At 68.1% G+C, this 23035-nt stretch carries 21 protein-coding genes; 9 read left to right on the plus strand and 12 right to left on the minus strand.

Annotation, left to right across the window (positions count from 1 at the left end):
* Positions 1-32: 32 nt before the first annotated feature.
* Positions 33-1487: an MATE family efflux transporter gene (locus tag SNE34_RS05750; RefSeq protein ID WP_332615524.1), complete on the minus strand. Its 1455-nt coding sequence runs from the start codon at positions 1485-1487 to the stop codon at positions 33-35.
* A gap of 212 nt (positions 1488-1699) precedes the next feature.
* Here SNE34_RS05750 and SNE34_RS05755 point away from each other — a divergent pair, with 212 nt between their 5' ends.
* Complete coding sequence (locus SNE34_RS05755; protein ID WP_332615525.1) at positions 1700-2119, plus strand: SRPBCC family protein; 420 nt, start codon at positions 1700-1702, stop codon at positions 2117-2119.
* 74 nt (positions 2120-2193) lie between these two features.
* Here SNE34_RS05755 and SNE34_RS05760 read toward each other — a convergent pair whose 3' ends face one another.
* Positions 2194-2631, minus strand: coding sequence for a hypothetical protein (locus SNE34_RS05760; RefSeq protein WP_332615527.1), 438 nt, complete (start codon positions 2629-2631; stop codon positions 2194-2196).
* A gap of 131 nt (positions 2632-2762) precedes the next feature.
* On the opposite strand from SNE34_RS05760, the gene SNE34_RS05765 reads away from it, so the two are divergent.
* Positions 2763-3386, plus strand: a complete 624-nt coding sequence (locus SNE34_RS05765) for a DUF998 domain-containing protein (RefSeq protein WP_332615529.1) — start codon at positions 2763-2765, stop codon at positions 3384-3386.
* Here SNE34_RS05765 and SNE34_RS05770 read toward each other — a convergent pair.
* Both SNE34_RS05770 and hutU read right to left on the minus strand, forming a co-directional pair.
* Entirely contained in the window at positions 3380-4531 is a 1152-nt protein-coding gene (locus SNE34_RS05770) for a hypothetical protein (protein ID WP_332615531.1), read from the minus strand. The two genes, SNE34_RS05765 and SNE34_RS05770, sit on opposite strands and share 7 nt — an antisense overlap.
* Positions 4532-4585: 54 nt before the next feature.
* Positions 4586-6343, minus strand: coding sequence for a urocanate hydratase (hutU, locus tag SNE34_RS05775; RefSeq protein WP_332615533.1), 1758 nt, complete (start codon positions 6341-6343; stop codon positions 4586-4588).
* Between the two features lie 118 nt (positions 6344-6461).
* On the opposite strand from hutU, the gene SNE34_RS05780 reads away from it, so the two are divergent.
* Positions 6462-7301, plus strand: a complete 840-nt coding sequence (locus tag SNE34_RS05780; RefSeq protein WP_332615535.1) for an N-acyl homoserine lactonase family protein — start codon at positions 6462-6464, stop codon at positions 7299-7301.
* 22 nt (positions 7302-7323) lie between these two features.
* Here the strand turns inward: SNE34_RS05780 and SNE34_RS05785 are convergent, their stop codons facing one another.
* Positions 7324-7665 (minus strand): hypothetical protein, encoded by a 342-nt coding sequence (locus SNE34_RS05785; RefSeq protein ID WP_332615537.1) that lies wholly within the window; start codon positions 7663-7665, stop codon positions 7324-7326.
* Between the two features lie 145 nt (positions 7666-7810).
* Here SNE34_RS05785 and SNE34_RS05790 point away from each other — a divergent pair, with 145 nt between their 5' ends.
* From SNE34_RS05790 to SNE34_RS05800, 3 genes are all read left to right on the plus strand, one after another.
* Positions 7811-9085, plus strand: a complete 1275-nt coding sequence (locus tag SNE34_RS05790; RefSeq protein ID WP_425604458.1) for an alkaline phosphatase family protein — start codon at positions 7811-7813, stop codon at positions 9083-9085.
* Between the two features lie 221 nt (positions 9086-9306).
* On the plus strand, positions 9307-10854 hold the full coding sequence (locus tag SNE34_RS05795) for a DNA-3-methyladenine glycosylase 2 family protein (RefSeq protein ID WP_332615541.1): 1548 nt from the start codon (positions 9307-9309) through the stop codon (positions 10852-10854).
* On the plus strand, positions 10851-11366 hold the full coding sequence (locus SNE34_RS05800) for a methylated-DNA--[protein]-cysteine S-methyltransferase (RefSeq protein ID WP_332615543.1): 516 nt from the start codon (positions 10851-10853) through the stop codon (positions 11364-11366). The genes SNE34_RS05795 and SNE34_RS05800 overlap by 4 nt, the downstream gene beginning before the upstream one ends.
* 258 nt (positions 11367-11624) lie before the next feature.
* Here SNE34_RS05800 and SNE34_RS05805 read toward each other — a convergent pair whose 3' ends face one another.
* Positions 11625-12971, minus strand: coding sequence for a formimidoylglutamate deiminase (locus tag SNE34_RS05805; protein ID WP_332615545.1), 1347 nt, complete (start codon positions 12969-12971; stop codon positions 11625-11627).
* A gap of 64 nt (positions 12972-13035) precedes the next feature.
* On the opposite strand from SNE34_RS05805, the gene hutI reads away from it, so the two are divergent.
* Entirely contained in the window at positions 13036-14265 is a 1230-nt protein-coding gene (hutI, locus tag SNE34_RS05810) for an imidazolonepropionase (protein ID WP_332615547.1), read from the plus strand.
* Positions 14266-14327: 62 nt separating this feature from the next.
* On the opposite strand, the gene SNE34_RS05815 is transcribed toward hutI, so the two are convergent.
* Both SNE34_RS05815 and SNE34_RS05820 read right to left on the minus strand, forming a co-directional pair.
* Positions 14328-14516: a 30S ribosomal protein THX gene (locus SNE34_RS05815; RefSeq protein WP_332615549.1), complete on the minus strand. Its 189-nt coding sequence runs from the start codon at positions 14514-14516 to the stop codon at positions 14328-14330.
* Positions 14517-14646: 130 nt separating this feature from the next.
* Positions 14647-15057 (minus strand): MerC domain-containing protein, encoded by a 411-nt coding sequence (locus SNE34_RS05820; protein WP_332615551.1) that lies wholly within the window; start codon positions 15055-15057, stop codon positions 14647-14649.
* Positions 15058-15197: 140 nt separating this feature from the next.
* On the opposite strand from SNE34_RS05820, the gene SNE34_RS05825 reads away from it, so the two are divergent.
* A complete protein-coding gene (locus SNE34_RS05825; RefSeq protein ID WP_332615553.1) occupies positions 15198-17408 on the plus strand; it encodes a TonB-dependent receptor domain-containing protein in 2211 nt (736 codons plus the stop codon).
* A 122-nt stretch (positions 17409-17530) separates the two neighbouring features.
* On the opposite strand, the gene SNE34_RS05830 is transcribed toward SNE34_RS05825, so the two are convergent.
* Together SNE34_RS05830 and gltX are read right to left on the minus strand one after the other, a co-directional pair.
* On the minus strand, positions 17531-18016 hold the full coding sequence (locus SNE34_RS05830; protein ID WP_332615555.1) for a transcriptional repressor: 486 nt from the start codon (positions 18014-18016) through the stop codon (positions 17531-17533).
* Positions 18017-18025: 9 nt separating this feature from the next.
* Positions 18026-19447, minus strand: coding sequence for a glutamate--tRNA ligase (gene gltX, locus SNE34_RS05835; RefSeq protein WP_332615557.1), 1422 nt, complete (start codon positions 19445-19447; stop codon positions 18026-18028).
* A gap of 254 nt (positions 19448-19701) precedes the next feature.
* On the opposite strand from gltX, the gene lpxH reads away from it, so the two are divergent.
* Positions 19702-20433 carry a UDP-2,3-diacylglucosamine diphosphatase gene (lpxH, locus tag SNE34_RS05840; RefSeq protein ID WP_332615559.1) on the plus strand — a complete coding sequence of 244 codons (732 nt, stop codon included), beginning with the start codon at positions 19702-19704 and terminating at the stop codon, positions 20431-20433.
* A gap of 91 nt (positions 20434-20524) precedes the next feature.
* On the opposite strand, the gene SNE34_RS05845 is transcribed toward lpxH, so the two are convergent.
* On the minus strand, positions 20525-21331 hold the full coding sequence (locus SNE34_RS05845; RefSeq protein ID WP_332615561.1) for a ferritin-like domain-containing protein: 807 nt from the start codon (positions 21329-21331) through the stop codon (positions 20525-20527).
* Positions 21332-21566: 235 nt separating this feature from the next.
* Positions 21567-23033, minus strand: a complete 1467-nt coding sequence (gene purF / locus SNE34_RS05850) for an amidophosphoribosyltransferase (protein ID WP_332615563.1) — start codon at positions 23031-23033, stop codon at positions 21567-21569.
* Positions 23034-23035: the final 2 nt, after the last annotated feature.

Consider the following 23035-nt stretch of genomic DNA (forward strand, 5'->3'; position numbering starts at 1 on the left):
GCTGGACCTCGCTGTCGGGGGCGGCTCCGTAGCTACACCTTGGTCGTCTTCCACCCACCCCGCGTAAACAGCCACAGGGTGAACAACCCCACCGCCGTCTCCGACACGAACACGCCCCAGAACACTCCCGTCTGCTGCCAGTCCAACTGCAGCGCCAGCCACCAGCACAACGGAATCTGGATCAGCCAGAAGAACACCAGGTTGATCTTGGTCGGCGTGACCGTGTCGCCGGCGCCGTTGAACGCCTGTACCGCGACCATCCACCAGCCGTAGACGAAGAACGAGTACGACAGGATCCGCAGCCACTCGGCGCCGACGTCGATCACGCCGGCATCGCCGGTGAAAAACCCCACCAGCTCGCGCGGGAACAGGAAGAACACCACCGACACCGCGACCAGGTAGGCCATGTTGTACCAGCCGATCCGCCACACCGCCGCCTCCGCGCGATCTGGCTGGGCGGCACCGAGGTTCTGCCCCACCAGCGTCGCCGCCGCGTTCGACATGCCCCAGGCCGGCATCGTGGTGAACATCATCAGCCGGATCGCGATCGTCGCACCGGCCACCGCCTCGCTGCCGATGCTGGCGAGGATGCGCATCAGGAAGATCCACGAGGTCATGCCGATGATCATCTGCCCGACCCCGCCGAGCGAGGTGCGCACGATGTTGAGCAGCGTCGCGCCGTCCCATCCCAGTTGCGATGCGGCGACGCGGATGTGCTGGCCGCCGCGGAACAGGATCCACAGCTGCATCAGCACGCCGACGCCGCGGCCGATGGTGGTCGCGATCGCCGCCCCCTCGATGCCCATCGCCGGCACCGGGCCGAGGCCGAAGATCAGTAGCGGATCAAGCACGATGTTGAGGCCGTTGGCGACCCACAGCACCCGCATCGCGCTGGACGCATCGCCGGCGCCGCGGAAGACCGCGTTGATCACGAACAGCAGCATGATCACCGCGTTGCTGCCGAGCGCCCACTGCATGTAGCGGTAGCCGTGCTCGAGCGTCCACGCATCGGCGCCCATCAGCTGTAGCAGCTCGCGCGCCCAGACGATACCGATGACCGCGAACGGCACCGAGGCCAGTACCGCGATCCAGATCGCCTGCACCGCACTGACTGCGGCCGCCTCGCGCTTGTGCTCGCCGACGCGCCGCGCGACCACCGCGGTGGTTGCCATCGCCAACCCCATCGCAATCGCGTATAGCAGGAACAGGTAGCTCTCGGTCAACCCGACCGTCGCCACCGCCGACGCACCGAGCTTGGCGACAAAGAAGATGTCGACCACCGCGAAGGTCGATTCGAGCACCAGCTCCAGCACCATCGGCACGGCGAGCAGGAACACCGCGCGGCGCAGCGGGATCTTCGTGTAGTCGGCACCGGTGCCGCGGATCGCGTCGCGCAGCTCGGCCCACAGCGGACCGGTCGGCACGTGTTCGGGGAGCGCGGCGGCGCCGGATTCGTCGGGCGACGTGGGTCGGGTGTCTTGGCTCATCGGCGGTCCTGCGTGCGTTGACGGGAGCATGGTACGGCGGGATTCGATCGTCATGCCGGTTCAGAGAGGCGACGGGCGGAGGACGGTGAAATCGACACCTCCGGACGGTCGATGCGATCACGATGTGCGATGTCGAAACCGTACGATTCCGTTCGTCGTCCCCATGAAGGCGCCGGTTGTGCGCCATCGCGACCACCGACAAGGACACAAAGATGAAGATCACCGTCGATACCCTCGCCCGCACCGACCTGCAGACCGCGTGGACGACCTACAGCAACCCCGATGACATCACCCGCTGGAACAACGCATCGCCGGACTGGCACTCACCTCGATGCGAGGTCGACCTGCGCGAAGGCGGCCGCTTCAACACCCGGATGGAAGCGAAGGACGGCAGCATGGGCTTCGATTTCGAGGGCACCTACACCAGGGTGGTGCCGCAGCAGCTGATCGAATACCGCATGGGCGACGGCCGCGAAGTAACCGTGCGCTTCGACGAGGAGCCCGACGGCACGCGCGTGCGGGTGGCTTTCGATGCCGAGTCCGAGAACCCCGCCGAGATGCAGCGCGAAGGCTGGCAGGCGATCCTTGACAGCTTCGGCCGCTATGCCGAGACCGCTGGCGCGACGCGGTAGCACTACGCGACGCCCCATCGCCGCCCGCCACCCCGGCACGCACCCCGGGATGGCGGGGAATCACGCGGTCCGGGCTAGGCCAGCCAGCCGCGCGCGACCGCGCGCCGCGCGAACCACACCAGCAACGCCGCGACCGCGATGACCACGATCGGCATCGGCAACGCCTGCGCCGGGCCCAGTACCTCGATCATCCTGCCCGGGAACAGGCAGTAGCCGAACTGCACCACCACCGCGACCAGCGACACCCAGAACACCGGCAACGCCAGCCGACGACCCATCAACAGCAGGATCGATCCCAGCGTGCCGGCGACGACAGCCACGCCGTAGAGCGCCCACAGCCAGGCGGGGAAGCCTTCCTGCAGGCGGCGTTGGGCCTCGGGCAATTGCGCGAGTTGCTCCGGCGTCATCGTGTATTGCAGGGTGAACATCGCCAGGCCGAACAGGTTCCACAACAGCGCCAGCACGGCCACGCCCCAGAACCAGCCCGGACGCTTCACGACAGATGCGTTCATGCATTCCCCCTACCGTGTTCGAGCATCGGATTGATGCGGAACCGATCTTAGCGCTGGTGGTGCGGCCGGGCTGTCCTCCGCACCCTTTGGGACTTGCTACGGCTGCGCGGCCCCGACAACATCGGCCCCGCATGGACACGCCAACCGCTCCGAATCCGCACGCCTCCCTCTCCCGCCTCGCACTGGCCGCGCTCACCGCGTTTTTCCTCGCTGCCGTCGCCGTGCATGGCTTGCGTCCGGAACTCGACGGGGTCGATGCGCAGTTGAGCGTCTACCTGGTCGGTCCATGGGGCGGGTTGCTGCGCACCGGATACACGGCGTTGGCGGTTGGCATCCTCGCGCTCGCCATCGCGCTTTACCGCGAACCACCGCCATCGGCACGCAGCGCCGCGCCGCTGCTGCTGTTCGCGATCGCCGCACCGTCGTTGGTCGTCACTGCGTTCGCACCGATGCGTTTCCCCGACGAGGAATTGCGCCTGGTCCATCTGGTCCACGGTACATCGGCGCAGGCGGCGTTCCTGTGCACCACCATGGCGATGGTGCTGCAGGCCTGGCGCCTGCGGTTCGCGCCGCGCTGGCAACGCATCACTCCGACGCTATTGGGCTGGGCGATCGCCTGCTTCGCCGGCGTATGGGTATTGGCACTGGCCCGCGACCTGCCGCGCGGATTTTCGCAGAAGGTGCTGGTGGTGATGATCGTGGCGTGGCTTGGGTGGGTAGCGTGGCGCAAGGTCGCGCCCAACCATGATCAATAGACCTCGGGGCAATTGGGCTGCACGTTGTACCCGAGGTAGTAGTAGCCGCTCCACAACGGCTCGCCATGACCGGCCTTGTCCGCCCAGACGCTGAACCGCACGCCTTCTGCGGTGCTGCACTGAGTAAACGTGTCGCGTCGGCCGTCGTCATTGGTGTCCAGCACTGCGTCGACGTCGACGATGCCCGAACGGCCGGACAACACGCCGATAGCCAGTTCCGTCGTGGGCACTGGCTCGACCCGGTAGAACGACAGCGCATTCGCCCGGTTGGCTGCACTCCGATCCTCCAGCAACGCCGGACAGCCCTCCACATCGTCTGCGTGTTCCGAGATTCGGACTGACGTCAGCGTCTGTCGCGGCCCATCCAGTGATACCAGTACGACACCTGTGCCGACCGCCACCTCGGCCGCCGACAGGGCGATGCAGCCGCCATGTAGCCAGCCGATGGACGGTGAGACCTCCGAGGTGCTCGACGAGGATGATGGCGCGGCAGTCGATGCGCATGCCATCAACAAGACGCAGGCGGTTGCGGCAACAATGAAAACAACTGGGTGCAAGGTCACACGCATCGCATTACCTCCCGTTGAACGACCAGTGCGGGGCATGGGAACGTAGTTTCCGCACTCCGTAGGAAGCGCCGACCTCGTGCAACGCGAAGTTGGCATTGACGTTAGGCGTCCACGCGACCGCCACCTCGGCGCCATCTTTTCGGGCAGTTCGATGGTGCCGTCCCAGCGGACAGTCATGTCGACCGCACGACCGGCGATGTGATTGCTCGTCAGCCCCGGCGCGTGAATGCTCCGCGGCGGCATCGCCAACCCTAACCCGCGGGTCATCTCCAGCGCTCCCGCCTTGCTGGCGGCGTCGTCTCCATGGTCCCAGCGGATACCGATCCCGACCATCGGATCCGCATCGGCCGGTCGGCACTTGCCGTTGGCGATCTTCCACGACCAGTGGAACAGGTACGCGTGCTTCGGATCACGCCGGTTCGCAGAAACCTCGACCCGTGCGCCTGCGTCCTCAAGCACGTCGATGAAAGTTTTGACGTCACGACGGAACGAGGCATCCAGATCCTCGATCCGCCGACTGTTCCTCGCGTGGACATTCGCCCACGTCACCCAATGCGCGCCGCTTCTTGCTTCCATCGTTCTCCTCCTTGAGTTCCATGGATGGCCGCGTCATGCAGCCCTCGGTGCAGCTTAACCCTGCCGGCCGACCATCGGCAGCTTCAGCCCCTGTTCCTTCGCGCACTGCTTCGCGATCTCGTACCCCGCATCCGCGTGTCGCATGACACCGGTGCCCGGGTCGTTCCACAGCACGCGGGCGATGCGCTTGTCGGCTTCCTCGCTGCCGTCGCAGACGATCACGATGCCGCTGTGCTGGCTGTAGCCCATGCCGACGCCGCCGCCGTGGTGCAGTGACACCCAGGTCGCGCCGCTGGCGACGTTGAGCATGGCGTTGAGCAGCGGCCAGTCGCTGACGGCGTCGCTGCCGTCCTGCATCGACTCGGTCTCGCGGTTGGGGCTGGCGACGCTGCCGCTGTCCAGGTGGTCGCGGCCGATCACCACCGGCGCCTTCAGCTCGCCGTTGCGGACCATCTCGTTGAAGGCGAGCCCGAGCTTGTGGCGCAGGCCGAGGCCGACCCAGCAGATACGCGCCGGCAGGCCCTGGAACTCGATGCGATCACGCGCCATGTCGAGCCAGTTGTGCAGGTGGGCATCGTCGGGGATCAGTTCCTTGACCTTGGCGTCGGTCTTGTAGATGTCTTCCGGGTCGCCGGACAGCGCGACCCAGCGGAACGGACCGATGCCCTTGCAGAACAGCGGCCGCACGTAGGCTGGCACGAAGCCGGGGAAGTCGAACGCGTCCTTGCAGCCCTCGTCGAACGCCATCTGGCGGATGTTGTTGCCGTAGTCGAACACCGGGATGCCCATGTCCTCGAACTTCAGCATCGCCTCGACGTGCACGCGCATCGACTGCTTGGCGGCGTCGCGGACCTTCTCCGGGTGTTGCTTCTGCCCGGACACCCACTGCTCGACGCTCCAGCCGATCGGCAGGTAGCCGTGCACCGGGTCGTGGGCGCTGGTCTGGTCGGTGACCGCGTCGGGACGGATGCCGCGCTCGACCATCCGCGGCAGGATCTCGGCGGCGTTGCCGAGCAGCGCGATCGACTTGGCCTGGCCGGCTTCGGTGTATTTCTCGATCCGCGCCAGCGCGTCGTCGAGGTCGCTCGCCTGCTCGTCGACGTAGCGGGTCTTCAGGCGCATGTCGATGCGGCTCTGCTGGCACTCGATGTTGAGGCTGCAGGCGCCGGCGAGGCTCGCGGCCAGCGGTTGCGCGCCGCCCATGCCACCGAGTCCGGCGGTCAGGATCCACTTGCCGGTGAGGTCGCCGCCGTAGTGCTGGCGGCCCATCTCGATGAACGTCTCGTAGGTGCCCTGGACGATGCCCTGGCTGCCGATGTAGATCCAGCTGCCGGCGGTCATCTGACCGTACATCATCAAGCCCTTCTTATCGAGCTCGTTGAAGTGCTCCCAGGTCGCCCAGTGAGGCACCAGGTTGGAGTTGGNACCGTACATCATCAAGCCCTTCTTATCGAGCTCGTTGAAGTGCTCCCAGGTCGCCCAGTGAGGCACCAGGTTGGAGTTGGCGATCAGCACGCGCGGCGCGTCGGGGTGGGTCGGGAAGATGCCGACCGGCTTGCCGGACTGGACCAGCAGGGTCTCGTTGTCGTCGAGGTTGCGCAGCGACTCGAGAATCGCGTCGTAGCTTTCCCAGTCGCGCGCGGCGCGGCCGATGCCGCCGTAGACCACCAGCTCGGTCGAGTTCTCGGCGACCTCGGCGTCAAGGTTGTTCTGCAGCATCCGGTACGGCGCTTCGGTCAGCCAGGACTTGCAGTTGAGTTCGGCGCCGCGCGGGGCGCGGATGACGCGGGACGGGTCGTTGCGGGTGGACATGGCGGCTCCGTGGCGATCGAATCCAGCCATTATCCCACCTGCTGCATTCAATGTTCGCGCCGTGCGCGATGCAGGCGCGGGATACTGGCGCCTCCCCATTCGCTGCAAGGAGTTACCGATGCACTCGCTCCGTCATGCGTTGCTGCTGGCCGTCGCATTGGCCGTCGGTCCCGCCGTTGCCGCCGACACCACCGCCGGCGTGCGCCTGTATGCACTCGACTGCGGTGTCGTCGAGTTCTCCGACATGGGCATGTTCGCCGACGACGACAGCTACGCTGGCCAGCCTGGCACGCTGGTCGAGCCCTGCTACGTGATCGAGCATCCCGCGGGCACCCTGTTGTGGGACACAGGACTGGGCGACGTCATCGCCGCCAAGCCCGGCCACGCGCACGAGGAAGGCGGCATCCGATTCACGGTTCCGGTGACGTTGCAGGCGCAGTTGCAGCAGCTCGGGCTGCAGCCGGCCGACATCGAATTCGTGTCTCTGTCGCACATGCACTACGACCACACCGGCAACCTGGAGCAGTTCCCGTCGGCGACCTGGCTGATCGATCCGTCGGAGCTGGCGTGGGCATCACAGCCGAAAACGCCCGGCCCGGTGTCGGCCGAACATTTCGACGAGTTCGCGGCCACGCGCAAGGTGATGGAAGGCGACCACGACGTGTTTGGCGACGGTCGCGTGCGCATCCTCCGCACCCCGGGCCACACGCCGGGACACCGGGTGTTGCTGGTCGAGCTGGAGAATGCCGGTACGGTCATCCTGTCGGGCGACCTGTATCACTCGCGCAGCAACTACGAGAACGCCCGGGTGCCGGCGTTCAACGTCGATCGCGCCGATACGCTGGCGTCGTTCGACCGGGTCCGCCAGTTGCTCAAGACCCACGACGGTCGCCTGGTCATCCAGCATTCGCCGGAGGACTTCGCGGACTTGCCGAAAATCCCGGCCTACCTCGACTGACCGGCAGGCCGCCGGACCCGGCTCAATGGATGGCCGGGTCCAGCATCCGCAGCGCATCGGCGACGTTGGTACGGCCAGTGCGACGCAGGTCTTCCTGGCTGTAGACGCGCCCGCCGACCGCTACGCAATCGTCGCGATCGAGCTCGTCGACCTTGTCGACGCTGGCATCGCGCTCGGGCGCTTTCCTGACGATCCGGGTGCCGGTGTAGCGAATGCAGTCGACCCGTGCGTCGCGTTCGGCGCGGTCTTCCTGGGTGGCGACGCTGTGGTCCTGGGCCGCCTGCGGGGCCGGCTCGGGCGCCGACTGGGCAAAGGCGAGCCCCGGGACGGCCAGCAGCATCAGCGTCAATAGCGGGGTCTTCATGGGATACCTCCGGGCATGGTCGGGGCGGTTGAACCGTATACCCACGATACGCCGCCGCAACGCGGGCGATGTGCAGGCCGTCGACCCTGTTTATAGGCGCGTCAGCAATGCGCGACCGGTCACACGCGACCGCTACGATGCATGGATGCCCACCTTCCGATCCGCAGTCCTCAGCCTCCTCGTCCTCCTCGTCCTCGTGCTTGCTGCCTGTGCAGCCGTTCCCGCTGGCCATCCGACGACCCAGCCGGCGCGTGCCGCCGCCGAGCCCGAGCGCGCCAGCGTCCTGCTGGTCTCGATCGACGGCTTCCGCGCCGACTACCTCGATCTCGGCATCACCCCGAACCTGGCCCGCATCGCCGCCACCGGCGTCCGCGCCGCGTGGATGAACCCGTCCTACCCGACGTTGACGTTCCCGAATCACTACACCCTCGTCACCGGCCTGCGCCCGGACCGCCACGGCATCGTCCACAACACGATGCATGACGTCGCGCTGGGGGCCTTCAGCCTCGGCCGGCCCGAGGCCGTCGGCGACGGGCGCTGGTGGGGTGGCGAGCCGGTGTGGGTGGCTGCCGAAAACGCCGGACTGCCAACCGCGACGATGTTCTGGCCGGGCAGCGAGGCGGCGATCGACGGCGTCCGGCCCACGCGCTGGCGACCGTTCGATTCGTCGCTGCCGGCCGCGACGCGGGTCGACATCGTACTCGGCTGGCTATCCGAGCCGACGGCGACCCGGCCGCGATTCGCGACGCTGTATTTCGACCAGCTCGATCATGAAAGCCACGACCACGGTCCCGACTCGACCGAGGCGCACGCGGCGATCCGTGAACTGGATGCGACCATCGGGCGACTGCTCGACGGGTTGGCGGCGCGCGGGCTGGACGACGCGGTCAACCTGGTCGTGGTATCCGACCATGGCATGGCCACGGTGGAACCGGGGCAGGTGGTCGCGGTGGAGGACATGGTCGCGCCGCGGAATGCGCGGCTGGTGACGGCGGGGCAATCGGTCGGGTTCGCGCTGCTGCCCGGGCGCGAGGCAGCGGCGCAGGCGCAGTTGCTGGGCCGGCATGAACGTTACGAATGCTGGCGCAAGGACGCGCTGCCGGATCGCTGGCATTACGGCGCTCACTTGCGAGTGCCGCCGATCGTCTGCCAGATGGACGAAGGCTGGGACGCCCGTCCCCGCGAACGGATCGCGAACCGGCCATCGACCACGACCCGCGGCTCGCACGGGTTCGACCCGGCATTGCCATCGATGCAGGCGATCTTCCTGGCGCGCGGGCCGGCGTTTCGCAAGGGCACGCGGTTGCCGGCGTTCGACAACGTGGATGTGTATCCGTTGCTGATGGCGCTGGTCGGGCTGCAGCCGGCGCCGAACGATGGCGATGCGGACGCGATGGCCGCGTTGAAGCCGACGAAATGATCCCGGCGTTGCCGCCGATGATGCGATTTACCCCTATGTAGGAGCGACGTAAGTCGCGACTTGTACCTCGTCTCCAACGTTCGGCGGGTCGCGACTCACGTCGCTTCTACAAATAGGCAGACGAGCGATCTCGAGACGCCTGAAAGAAGCTGTTGTCGCGCTCCGGCATTGATGTCCGAATCCGGCCAGTTTCCGACCGAACCCGGTGCTAGCCTGCATCCATGCCCTCGTCCGTCGCCACCACCCCACTCGACCCGCAGGTCTGCGAACAAGCCCGACTGAGTCGCGATGCGCGCTTCGACGGCCTGTTCTTCACTGCCGTCACCAGCACCGGCATCTACTGCCGCCCGATGTGCCCGGCACCGACCCCGAAACGCGAGAACGTCACCTATTACGCCAACGCCGCCGCGGCCGAGGCGGCCGGGTTCCGGCCGTGCCTGCGCTGCCGGCCGGAACTGTCGCCCGGCGACGACAGCTGGCGCCGGGGCGATGCGACGGTCGCGCGTGCGCTGAAACTGATCGACGAAGGCGCACTGGCCGAGGCGCCATTGGCGGACCTGGCGATGCGGGTCGGGATCGGCGAACGGCAGTTGCGGCGGCTGTTCGTCGACCGCCTCGGCGCGGCACCGCTGGGCGTGCACGGCACCCGTCGGTTGCTGTTCGCCAAGCAGCTGCTGAGCGAGACGATGCTGCCAATCACCGAGGTCGCGCTGGCGGCCGGCTTCGGCAGCCTGCGGCGGTTCAACGCGGCATTCCTCGAGGCGTACCGGATGGCGCCGCGCGAGTTGCGCCGGCGCCCGCGTACCGGCGGCGACGAAGTGCTGACCTTGCGGCTGGGCTATCGGCCGCCGTACGACTTCGAATCGATGCTCGGATTCCTGCGCACGCGCGCGCTGCCGGCAGTGGAGCGGGTCGACGAGCACAGCTACGCGCGCGTGATCGCACCACCCGATGATGCGCCGGACGCGGCTGCGGGCTGGTTGCGGGTCAGCGCTTGGCCGGATTCCGACCGTGGCGGAGATGAGCATGCGCTGCAATTGCAGTTGCATGGCGTGGCGCCGTCGCGGCTGTTGCCGATCGTTGCCCGGCTGCGGCGGATGTTCGACCTCGATGCCGACCCGCAGGCGATCGCGACGGTGCTGGCGGATGACCCGAAGTTGCGACCGTTGCTGCAGCAACGCCCCGGCCTGCGCCTGCCGAGCGGATGGGACGGCTTCGAAATCGCGGTACGCGCGATCCTCGGCCAACAGGTCAGCGTCGCCGCCGCACGCACGTTGGCGACGCGGCTGGCGCACAAGTACGGTCGCGCGCTGGAGACACCGTTCGGACCCGGGCTGGAGCACATTTTCCCCACCCCGTTGGCGCTGGCCGATGCCAACCTGTCGACGATCGGGATCACCCGTGCACGCGCCGACACCATCCGCAACGTCGCCCGCGCGCTGCTCGATGGCCGGGTCGACTTCAGGCCGGAACGCAGTCTCGACGATTTCGCCGCCCGCTGGGTAGCGCTGCCCGGTATCGGCCCGTGGACCGCGCACTACATCGCGATGCGCGCGCTCGGCCACCCCGACGCGTTCCCGGCCGAGGACCTGATCCTGCGCCGGGTGGCCAGCGACGGCGACACCGCGCTCAGCGCGCGCGCCCTGCTCGCCCGTGCCGAGCGCTGGCGGCCGTGGCGGGCGTACACGGTGATCCACCTGTGGTGCGAGGCGACCGAGTCGGCAGCGCGCGCGAAGGCAATCGCTCCTGCACGGAGAAACAAGGCATGACCATCTTCACCACCATTGACAGTCCGGTCGGACCGCTGCTGCTGGCCGCCGATGGCGACGGCTTGCGCGCGATCGAGTTCCAGCCTTCGCGGCACGCGGTCAAACGCGATGCCGGCTGGCAGGAGATCGACTGGGCCGAGTGCACGCATCCATTGCTCCGACAGACACAGCAACAACTGGAGGAATATTTCGCTGGCGACCGGGCCGCGTTCGACCTGCCCCTGGCGCCGCGCGGCACCGCGTTTCAACGCGACGTCTGGCAGATGCTGGCGTCGATCCCGTATGGCGACACGATCAGTTATGCGCAACTGGCGACGCGGGGCGGCAAGCCGAGCGCGACACGCGCGGTGGGCGCGGCGAACGGCCGCAACCCGCTGCCGATCGTGCTGCCGTGCCATCGGGTGATCGGCGCCGACGGCAGTTTGACCGGGTTTGGTGGTGGGTTGCCGACCAAGCGCTTCCTGCTGCAGTTGGAGGGTGCGCTGCCGCGCGATGACCTGTTTGCTGCGTGAGAGCGCGAACGGTGGACACCTGTAGCGGCTTCCGCCGCGATCCGGAATCGGTTGCCGACGAACTCAACGGTCGCGACGAAATCCTTCCGTTGTAGGAGCGACGTGAGTCGCGACCCACCGAACGCTTGGGACGATGTACAGGTCGCGACTCACGTCGCTCCTACACGAAGCGGCTTTCGTGATTGTGGAGGAGTGGCGGGAAACCGGTTCCGGTTCGCGGCTGAAGCCGCTCCTACAAAGGCTCGCGCGGGGATCGCCCTACTCCGCCATCATCCGTTCGACTTCGGCGCGGTAATGGGCGGCGATCGCGTCGGCGTGGAAATGCAGGCCGTGCTCGACCACGCAGCGGCCGCCGACCCAGGTCTCGCGCACGAGGTTCCGGTTGCCGGCGAAGATCCAGCGGTCGAGCGCGTCCTCGTCGCGGACGCCGGCGAACTGCGGGTCGGCGACATCCAGCACCAGCGCGTCGGCGAATTCGCCCTTGCCGAGATGGCCGATCGCGTGGCCACTGGAGTCGGTCGCGCTGGCCTGCACGCCGGCGACCAAGGTGTCGCCGACGCTCGGCGAGGACTCGGTGACCGCGATGTTGCGCCGGCGCGTCACCAGCCGCTGGCCGTATTCGAGCCAGCGCAGCTCCTCCACCGGCGATACCGAGATATGCGAGTCCGAACCGATGCCCCAGCGCCCGCCGGCGTCGAGGTAGTCGCGCAGGCGGAACAGCCCGTCGCCAAGGTTCGCCTCGGTGGTCGGGCAGATCGCAACGGTGGCGCCTGAATCGGCGATGCCGCGTACCTCGGCGTCGTCCAGGTGGGTCGCATGCACCAGCGTCCAGCGCGCGTCGACCTCGGCATTGTCGAGCAGCCACTGCACCGGCCGCGCGCCACGAACGGCGATGCACTCGTCGACCTCGCCGCTCTGCTCGGCGATGTGGATATGGATGCGACTGTCGCCGGGCAGCGCCGCCAGCACCTCGCGCATCGCCGCCTCCGGCACCGCGCGCAGGCTGTGCAGGGCGCAGCCGATCCGCACCATGTCGTTGCCGTGTTCGCGGCGCAGGGTGTCGAGCAGGCGCAGGTAGCCGTCGACGTCATGGCCGAAGCGCTTCTGCCGCTCGCCGAGCGGCCGACCGTCGAAACCGCCGCTCATGTAAAGCACCGGCAGCAGGGTCAGGCGGATGCCGGTGTCGTGCGCGGCTTGGATCAACGCCTGCGACATCGTCGCCGGGTTGGCATACGGCCGGCCGTCGGGCGCGTGGTGCAGGTAGTGGAACTCGCAGACCGTGGTGTAGCCGGCGGCGAGCATCTCGGTGTACAGCTGCGCGGCGACCGCGTGCAGGGTCTCGGGGGTGAAGCGCTCGGCGAACCGGTACATCGTCTCGCGCCAGGTCCAGAACGAATCGCTCGGATGGGTCTGGCGCTCGGCCATGCCCGCCATCGCGCGCTGGAACGCGTGCGAATGCAGGTTGGCGATGCCCGGCACCACGCGCTGCTGGGTGGTGCCGCCGTAGCTGTTGCGGGCGATCCGGCCGTGCGCGTCGACATCCAGCCGGGTGCCGTCCTTCCAGCCGTCGGGGTGCCAGATCCTGGCGTTGGGTATCGTCCTCATGCGGAGATTGTGGCAACTCGGCCGCGATCTGGCGACCTTGCGGGCGGCGCCTACAATGGCGCGGATGAATACCACCAAGACTGAGCAATGGGATGGCCTGGTCCTCGGCGCCTCGCTGGCGACCCTCGACGGTACCGACGGCTATGGCGAGATCATCGACGGCGCACTCGGCTGGCACGACGGCCGGCTGAGCTACGTCGGCCCGCGCGCCGGCCTGCCCGACGACCCGGCGACGCTGGCGCGCGAAGTGATCGAGGCCGACGGCTGGATCACCCCGGGCCTGGTCGACTGCCACACCCACGTGGTGTTCGCCGGCGACCGCGCGCGTGAGTTCGAGCAACGCCTGCAGGGCGCCAGCTACGAGGACATCGCACGCGCCGGCGGCGGCATCCTGTCGACCGTACGCGCGGTGCGCGAGGCCGACGAGGCCGAACTGCTGCGCCAGTCGCTACCACGCGCGAAGGCGCTGCTGGCCGACGGCGCGATCACGCTGGAGATCAAGTCCGGCTACGGCCTCGACTTCGACAACGAGCGCAAGATGCTGCGGGTCGCGCGCCAGGTCGGCGAGATCCTCGGCATCACCGTGCGCACCACCTACCTCGCCGCGCATGCGCTGCCACCGGAGTTCAGGGACCGGCCGGACGCCTACATCGACGCGGTGGTCGACTGGCTGCCGCTGTTGCACGCCGAAGGCCTGGTCGACGCGGTCGACGCGTTCTGCGAGGGCATCGGTTTCGACCCGGCCCAGACCCGCCGGGTGTTCGAGGCCGCGCGCGCGCTGGGCCTGCCGGTCAAGCTGCATGCCGACCAGCTCAGCGACCTCGGCGGCGCCGGGCTGGTCGCGGAATTCAACGGCTTGTCGGCCGACCACATCGAATACAGCAGCGACGCCGGCATCCGCGCGATGGCCGGATCCGGCGCGGTCGCGGTGCTGCTGCCGGGCGCGTTCCACGTACTGCGAGAGACCAAGTTGCCGCCGCTGGACGCGCTGCGCGAACACGGCGTGCCGATGGCGGTCGCGACCGACTGCAACCCCGGCACCGCGCCGCTGCTGTCGCTGCGCCAGGCGATGCAACTGGCCTGCACCCATTTCCGCCTGACCCCGGAACAGGCATTGCGCGGCGCGACCGTCCACGCCGCGCGCGCGCTGGGGCTGCAGGACCGCGGCGTGCTCAGGGTCGGCATGCGCGCGGACTTCGTGCAGTGGCAGGTCGGGCATCCGGCCGAGTTGGGCTACTGGCTTGGCGGCACACTGGCCGCCAGCCGGTACGCGAACGGACGACGGGTCGGCTGAAGCCCCCACGAAAAAGCCCCGCATCGCGGGGCTTTTCGGTCACACCGGCAATGCGCCGATGCTCACTCCTTGACGGCAGCCTTCTTGGCGACCTTCTTGGCCGGCGCCTTGGCGACGGTCTTGCTGGCGGCGGTTTTCTTCACCACCGGCGCGGCGGCGGTGCCGGCAGCCTTGGTCACGGCCTTGCGGGCGTTGCCGTAGCTGGAGTTGTAGCGCTTGCCCTTGGCGGTCTTGCGGTCGCCCTTGCCCATGGTCTTGCTCCCGGATCGGTACTTGAACAGTTGAAAAACCCGCACGGGAAGCGCGGGCTGAATGGGTGTCGCCTCACAGCCGCGGCGTGGCGCGGGAAGCTGGCTAATTTACCACAGCGCGCCCGCGGGTTCAGTGCGCGCAGTTGGCATCGTGAACGTGGCCGTGGTTGAGCCGCAGGTTGGCGACATGGCCCAGCCCGACCAGGGTGCCGCCGAGGGTCATCGCGATCGCATGCGGCACCAGCGCATGGTGCAGCGGCGGATACAGGATCCCCGCCCAAAGCACCAGCAACCCGGGCACCAGCAGCCACAGCGCGCGGACTACGCGGTGGCGGTAATAACCCCACAGCAGGCTGCCGAGTCCGAGCAGGCTGGCGAACACCACGAACGCGCGCTCGAAACCGTCGCTGGCCAGCGTGGCGAGCCCGAGCGCCGGCAGCAGGGCCACCACCAACGGCAGCAGCGCGCAGTGGATCGCGCACAGGATCGAGCCATAGGCACCGAGGCGGTCGATCAGGCGGTGGCGCTGCAGAGGAGACATGCGGGTAACCGTGACTTTCGGGAGGGTGGCAGACGATTGATATAATATAACATTACGTCTCCCTTGCAACGCCACTCTACTCCATGCCCCTTCCCCAGCGCCCGCTCCCCCGCCGCCTTCCCCTCGCACTCGCCTTGGCGATGGTATTGCCACTGACGGCGAACGCCGCGCCGCAGTCCGAGACCACGGCCGTTTCCCGCACCATCGACCACGATCACGAGCCTACCGACCTGGCCGCGGTCGAAGTGCACGCGAACCCGCTCGGCGGTTCAGCCGAAGATCTGATCCGCCCGGTCGAGGTGCTGGCCGGCGAGCGCCTGGACGCAGCCAAGGCCAACTCGCTCGGCGAGACCGTCAACAAGTTGCCGGGGGTGCAGTCGTCGTACTTCGGCCCCGGGGTCGGGCGGCCGATCATCCGCGGCTTCGATGGCGCCCGCGTGCAGGTGCTTAGCAACGGCCTGGCATCGGGCGACGTGTCGACGGTCAGCGTCGACCACGCGGTCAGCATCGAACCGTTCCTGGCCGATCAGATCGAGGTGCTGAAGGGTCCCGCCACCCTGCTGTACGGCAGCGGCGCGATCGGCGGCGCGGTCAACGTCATCGACGGACGCATCCCCGAGCACGTGACCGCGCGGCCGCTGCAGGGCCGCGCCGAGTTGCGCGCGGGCACGGTCAACGACCAGCGGACAGGGATGGTCCGGCTGGACGGCACCTCGGCCTCGGGCAACGTCGTGTTCCATCTCGACGCCCTGCACCGCGAGACCGGCGACTACGACATCCCCGGGTTCGCCGAAAGCGAGCATGCGCACGAGGAACATGAAAGCCATGAAGAACCGGGGCACGAGGAAGACCATCACGAAGAAGAGCTCGGTGTCGCCGGCGTGCTGCCCAACAGCGCGGTGCGTACCGATGCCGCGGCGCTGGGCGTGTCCTGGATTGGCGAGCGCGGCTTCCTCGGCGCCGGCGTCAGTCTGTTCAACAGCCGCTACGGCGTACCCGGGCATGCCCACGCGGAAGCGGAGCATGGGGAACATGAGGAGCCTGGCCTCGACGAGCACCTCCATGAAGACGAAGGCCACGAGGCGCATGGCGAGGGCGGCGTGCGCATCGTGATGGACCAGCGCCGCGGCGAGATCCGCGGCGGCCTCGACGATCTCGGCGGCGCATTCGAATCGCTGCGGGTCAAGCTGGCCCGGACCGAATACACCCACACCGAGTTCGAGGGCGAAGAAATCGGCACCGTGTTCGACAACGCCAGCACCGAGGCGCGGGTCGAACTGGTCCACCAGCCACTATGGGGCTGGACCGGTGCACTCGGCCTGCAAGGCTCGCGGCGCGACTTCCTCGCGGTGGGGGCGGAGGCGTTCGTGCCGGGATCGGAATCGAGCGACACCGGCGTGTTCTGGATTGGTGAGCGCGACCTCGGCCCGACCCGGCTGGAACTCGGCGCGCGCCACGACCGCAACCGGATCGACGTCGACGACGCGGTGGCCATCGGCCCCGACCGCGAGTTCGACACCACCAGCCTCTCGGCCGCGCTGCGCTGGGACGTCAGCGACGCGCTGCATGTGTCGTTCGGACTGGATCGGGCGCAGCGCGCGCCGACCGCCGAGGAGTTGTTCTCCAACGGCCTGCACGTCGCCACCGGCAGCATCGAGCTGGGCAACCCGGAACTCGATGTCGAAACCGCCAATCGCGCCGAGATCGGCCTGCACTGGCACAACGGCCCGCTGCAGATCGGCGCGTCGCTGTACCAGGTCCGCTTCGACGACTTCGTCTACCTGGCCGACACCGGCATCGACGGCGAAGGCGTGCCGGTGCGCGCGTGGACCCAGCACGACGCCCGCTTCAACGGCGCCGAGGCCGAGCTCGACTGGACCTTCATCGACAACGCCAGCGGCGCGTGGTCGCTGCGGGTGTTCGGCGACGTGGTGCGCGCCGAACTCGACGGCAATGGTCGTCGCGACGTCGCGGTATCGGTGCCGCACGGCGACCACAGCCACGATTACAACGCCAGCCTCGCCAACGATGGCGACCTGCCACGCATCGCCCCGGCCCGCCTCGGCAGCGAGTTGAGCTGGACGACCGGGCAATGGCGGGCCTCGCTCGGCGCGGTGCGCTATGCCGAGCAGGACGACGTCGGCGAACACGAAAGCGCGACCCCCGGCTACACCCTGGTCGACGCGCATCTGGCGTGGCACATGGACACGTCGGGCGGCAACAGCTGGGAGCTGTTCGTCGACGGCAACAACCTGCTCGACGAGGAAGCGCGGCCGCACACCTCGTTCCTGAAGGACCTGGCACCGTTGCCGGGACGGGGGGTCGAGTTCGGCGTGCGCGCGTTTTTCTGACGCGCGCGACCGTCTTTTTGTAGGAGCGGCTTCAGCCGCGATCTGGAGTCGTTCGCTCGCGCCGACTTCAGATCGCGGCTAAAGCCGCTCCTACAGAAGGCCGATGCCGCCGAAGGACAGCCTCACTGGGTCTTCGCGCAGTCGGCGCACAGCCCGTGCACTTCCAGCGTCTGCGCCTGCGGGACGAAACCCAGCGCGCGGGCGCGGGCGTCAAGCGACTCGACGATCTGCGCATCTTCCAGCTCGACCGCCGAGTGGCAGTTGTCGCAGATCAGGAACGGCACCGCGTGCAGCTCGCCACCGGGATGGTGGCAGCCGACGAACGCGTTGATCGACGCGAGCTTGTGGATGAAGCCGTGCTCGAGCAGGAACTCGAGCGCGCGATACACCGTCGGCGGCGCGGCGGCGTCGTGGGTCGCCTTCATCAGGTCGAGCAGCTCGTAGGCCTTGACCGGCCGCTCGGCCGCGGCGATCAGGCGCAGCGCGTTGGCGCGGATCGGGGTCAGCCGCAGGCCGCGCGTCTTGCACACCCGCTCGACCTCGCGCACGAAGGCGTCGCCGTCGTGGACGTGGTGCTTGGGGTCGGTGCAGGCGGGAGCGTGGGCCATGTCCCTGATCTAGGCCTCGTCCGGTACTTTTGCAAGCGCAGCGTCGATCCGCTTGATCGCCTCGGCCTGCCCGGCCAGGTACACGGTGTGCGAGATGTCGGGGCTGACCTGGGTGCCGGTGATGGCGACGCGCATCGGCTGGGCGACCTTGCCCATGCCCAGCTCCAGCGCCGCGGCGGTCTCCTGCAGGGCGGCGTTGATGGCGTCGGGCGTCCACTCGGCGAGCGCGGCGAGGCGGTCGCGCGCGTCGGCCAGCGGCGCGCGTGCGGCCGGCTTGAGGTGCTTGGCGACCGCGGCTTCGTCGTACTCGAGCAGCGGACCGAACCAGGCCGCGGCGCGCTCGGCCATTTCCTTCAGGGTCTGCACGCGGTCACGCAGGGCGACGACGATGTCGGCCGGCGCCGGGCCATTGGCGAGGTCGTAGCCGGCGGCGCGCAGGTGCCACTCGAGGTGCTTGCCAACCTCGGCCGGATCGTCGGCCTTGAGGTACTGCTGGTTGAGCCAGCCGAGCTTGGCGGGGTCCAGCCGCGAGGCCTTGGCGTTGACGTCCTTGAGGTCGAACAGCGACTTCATCTCCTCGATCGAGAAGATCTCCTGGTCGCCGTGCGACCAGCCCAGCCGCACCAGGTAGTTCAGCAGCGCGTGCGGCAGGTAGCCGGCGTCGCGGTACTGCATGACGTCGGCCGCGCCGGTGCGCTTGGACAGCTTCGCACCCTCGGGGTCGAGGATCATCGGCAGGTGGGCGAAGTGCGGTACTTCCGCGGGCACGCCGCTCTGAATCAGCGCCTTGTAGATGTTGATCTGGCGCGGGGTGTTGTTGACGTGGTCGTCGCCGCGGACGACATCGGTGATGCCCATGTCGAGATCGTCGACGACCACCGCGAAATTGTACGTCGCGTAGCCGTCGGGACGGAAGATCACCAGGTCGTCGAGCTCGCTGTTGGCGATCTCGATGCGCCCCTTGACCTTGTCGTCCCAGGCGACGACGCCGTCGAGCGGGTTCTTCAGGCGGATCACGCGGTTGGAGTCGTCACGGTAGCCGGCATCGCGGTCGCGGTAGGCGCCGTTGTAGCGCGGCTTCTCGTTCGCGGCCATCGCCGCCTCGCGCATCGCGTCGAGCTCGGCGCGGGTCTCGTAGGCGTAGTAGGCGTGGCCTGAGGCGACCAGCTGCTCGGCGACCTCGCGGTAGCGATCGAGGCGTTGGGTCTGGTAGATCGGGCCCTCGTCATAATCAAGGCCGAGCCATTCCATCGCCTGCAGGATCGCGTCGATCGCGGCCTGGGTGCTGCGCTCGCGATCGGTGTCCTCGATCCGCAGGATGAACTGGCCGCCGCGGCGGCGCGCCTCCAACCAGCAGTACAGCGCGGTGCGCGCGCCGCCGATGTGCAGGTAGCCGGTGGGACTGGGGGCGAAGCGGGTGCGGCAGGTCATGCGGATGGCTCTGGGCGGAAGTCCGGCAATTTTAGCGGTTGCCGTCGCGGCACGTGCAGGCGGGCGATTGCACTGCTTTTGTAGGAGCGGCTTTAGCCGCGATCGGTAGTCGGCGCGGGCTAACGATTCCAGATCGGGGCTGAAGCCGCTCCTACAAGAGCCCGGAGTCCAATCGGGGAAAGCCAGGCTCCAGACCTCGATAACGGGACGATGGGCACGGGAGCGCTTCCGAGGTTGCGTCCTACAATGCCGCAATGACCACGCTCTTCATCTCCGACCTCCATCTCGACGCCGAGCGTCCCGCGATCACCGAATTGTTCGGCCGCTTCCTGCGCGAAGAGGCCGCCGGCGCGGACGCGCTGTACATCCTCGGCGACCTGTTCGAGGCTTGGGTGGGCGACGACGATCCGTCCGACACCGGCGCCTTCGTCGCCCGCGAACTGCGCGCGGTGGTCGATGCCGGTACGCCTGCGTTCTTCATCCGCGGCAACCGCGACTTCCTGCTCGGCGAGGACTACGCGCGCCCCGCCGGCATGACCGTGCTGGCCGACCCAAGCGTGGTCATGCTGTACGGCCGCCCCACCCTGCTGCTGCACGGCGACACCCTGTGCACCGACGATGTCGCCTACCAGCAGTTCCGTGCGCACACCCGCAACCCCGTCTGGCAGGCGCAGTTCCTGACCCAGCCGCTGGCGGCTCGACTGGCGTTCGCGCAACAGGCGCGCGCGGCGAGCAAGGCGCACCAGCAGGGATTGCAGGGCCAGGGGGCGATGGAATCGATCACCGACGTCGCGCCGGCGTCGGTCGCGGCGACGTTCGCCCAGTTCGGCATCGACACGATGATCCACGGGCATACCCATCGGCCAGCCGTGCATGAGGTTGAGGTCGATGGACGCGCGTGCACCCGGACCGTGCTCGGCGACTGGTACGAACAAGGCTCGGTGTTGCGTATCAACGCCGATGGCGCACGACTGGAGTCCCTGTAGGAGCGGCTTCAGCCGCGATCGGAAATCGTGGATCCGCGCGCCCCCGTTTCAGAAGACGGCCCGGATGTAGGAGCGACCCGAAGGTCTGCCCTCAGCGGGCGACGAGCGCCTCGAGCATCGCCAGTTCGTCATCATCGAATCCGGCTTCCACGCGCGCCGGCAGGTTGAACGGGCCATACAGCACCGAGCGCGCGTACTCGTCCAGCAGCTCGCGGAACTTCGGTCCCGGCTCGACCCCTGCCCGCTCGCAATACCAACGGAACCAGTACGAACCGGCGGCAACGTGGGCGACTTCCTCACGCAGGATCACTTCGAGGATCTCGACGGTGGCGTCATCACCGAGGGCGCGCAACTTCACAATCATCCCGGGGGTCACGTCGAGCCCGCGCGCCTCCAGCACCCGAGGCACCAGCGCCATCCGCGCCAAGCCCTCGTGCGCGGTCTTCTCGGCCATCTCCCACAGGCCATTGTGAGCGTCGAAGTCGCCGTAGTCGTGGCCGAGTTGCTGCAGGCGTCCACGCAACAGGCAGAAATGGCGCGCCTCGTCGACCGCAACCCCCACCCAGTCGGCATAGAACTGTTGTGGCAAATCGCGGAAGCGATAGACGGCGTCCCACGCCAGGTCGATCGCGTTGAACTCGATATGCGCGATCGCGTGGATGAACGCGGCGCGCCCCTCGCCGCTGCCAAGTCCGCGCTTGGGCAGGTCACGCGGCGCCACCAGCCGAGGTCGCGCGGGGCGGCCCGGCATGCGGATCGGTTCGGGCGCTGGCGCGTCGAGCGGGATCGTCAATCCGCCGCGCGCGAACGCCTCGCCTGCGGCGAAGGTCGCGGCGACCTTAGCATCGGGCGTGGCGGCGTCGAGGCAGCCGCGGGCGATGGCGAACAGGGAGGACATGGTTTCAGGACAGCCGGTAAAGCGATTCGTTCCGTGAGGAGCGACGTGAGTCGCGACCTGTACATCGCCTCAGGGGTTCGGCGGGTCGCGACTTACGTCGCTCCTCCATCGGGGCGGGTCGCGGTCGGGGGAAGCTCGACCGTCCGATTCCAGATCGCGGCTGAAGCCGCTTCTATGACCGAAGGAAGTCCAGTCGAACGACGGCACGGAAGTGTCCCGGGGCCCGGCCAGGCACCTACCCCGCGCGCCGCGTGTTCTTGGCTTCGTCGGAACGCAGGCGCTTGATCCGCTCGAAGTAATCCTCCTCGGTACCGGTCACGTAGTCACCGTTGAAGCACGACGAGTCGAAATGCTCCAGCCGGTGCTTCGGCCCCGACACCGCGTGCTCCAGGTCCTCAAGGTCCTGGTAGATCAGCCAGTCGCAGCCGAGCAGGTCCTGCACCTCTTCCTCGGTGCGGTTGTAGGCGATCAGTTCGTCCGCGATCGGCATGTCGATGCCGTAGATGTTCGGGTGCCGCACCGGCGGCGCGGCCGAAGCCAGGTAGACCTTGCGCGCGCCGGCCTCGCGCGCCATCTGCACGATCTGCTTCGAGGTCGTGCCGCGCACGATCGAGTCGTCGACCAGCAGCACCACCCGATTGCGGAATTCCAGCGGGATCGGGTTGAGCTTGCGGCGCACCGACTTCGCGCGCTGGCCCTGCCCCGGCATGATGAAGGTGCGGCCGACGTAGCGGTTCTTGATGAAGCCCTCGCGGTACTTGACGTTGAGCACGTTGGCCACTTCAAGCGCGGCATCGCGCGAGGAATCGGGGATCGGGATCACGGTGTCGATGTCGTGGTCCGGGCGCAACCGCAGGATCTTCTCGCCGAGGGCCTGGCCCATGCGCATGCGCGCCTTGTGCACCGAGATGTCGTCGATCATCGAATCGGGACGGGCGAAGTACACGTACTCGAACATGCACGGGGTGTGCTTGCCGGCCGGCACGCACTGGCGGGTGTGCAGTTCGCCGTCGGCGGTGATCACCACCGCCTCGCCGGGGCCGACATCGCGCACGCGCTCGAAACCGATCAGGTCGAACGCGACCGACTCCGACGCCACCGCGTACTCGTCGCCGGCAGCGGTGCTGCGCTTGCCCAGCACCAGCGGGCGGATGCCATTGGGATCGCGGAACGCGACCACGCCGAGGCCGAGCACGGTCGCGACCACCGCGTAGCCCCCGACGCAGCGGCGGTACACCCCCTCGACCGCCTTGAACGCGGTATCCGGGGTCAGCACGCGGGTGTCGAGTTCGTGCGCGAACACGTTGAGCAGCACTTCAGAATCCGACTCGGTATTGACGTTGCGGCGGTCCTGCTCGAACACCTCGCCGCGCAGTGCGTCGGTGTTGATCAGGTTGCCGTTGTGCGCCAGCGCGATGCCGTACGGCGAGTTGACGTAGAACGGCTGGGCCTCGTCGTTGCCTTCACTTCCAGCCGTGGGATAGCGGCAATGGCCGATGCCGATGCGGCCGCGCAGCTGGCGCATCGCCGGTTCGTCGAACACCTCGCTGACCAGGCCATTGCCCTTGTGCACCAGCAGCCGGCGGCCGTCGGCGGTGGCGATGCCAGCCGCGTCCTGGCCGCGGTGCTGCAGCACCGTCAGCGCGTCGTAGAGCTGGGCGGCAACTTCGTTGTGGCCGACGATTCCGATGATGCCGCACATGG

This window comes from Novilysobacter erysipheiresistens, from assembly GCF_036663935.1.
Classification (GTDB): domain Bacteria; phylum Pseudomonadota; class Gammaproteobacteria; order Xanthomonadales; family Xanthomonadaceae; genus Novilysobacter; species Novilysobacter erysipheiresistens.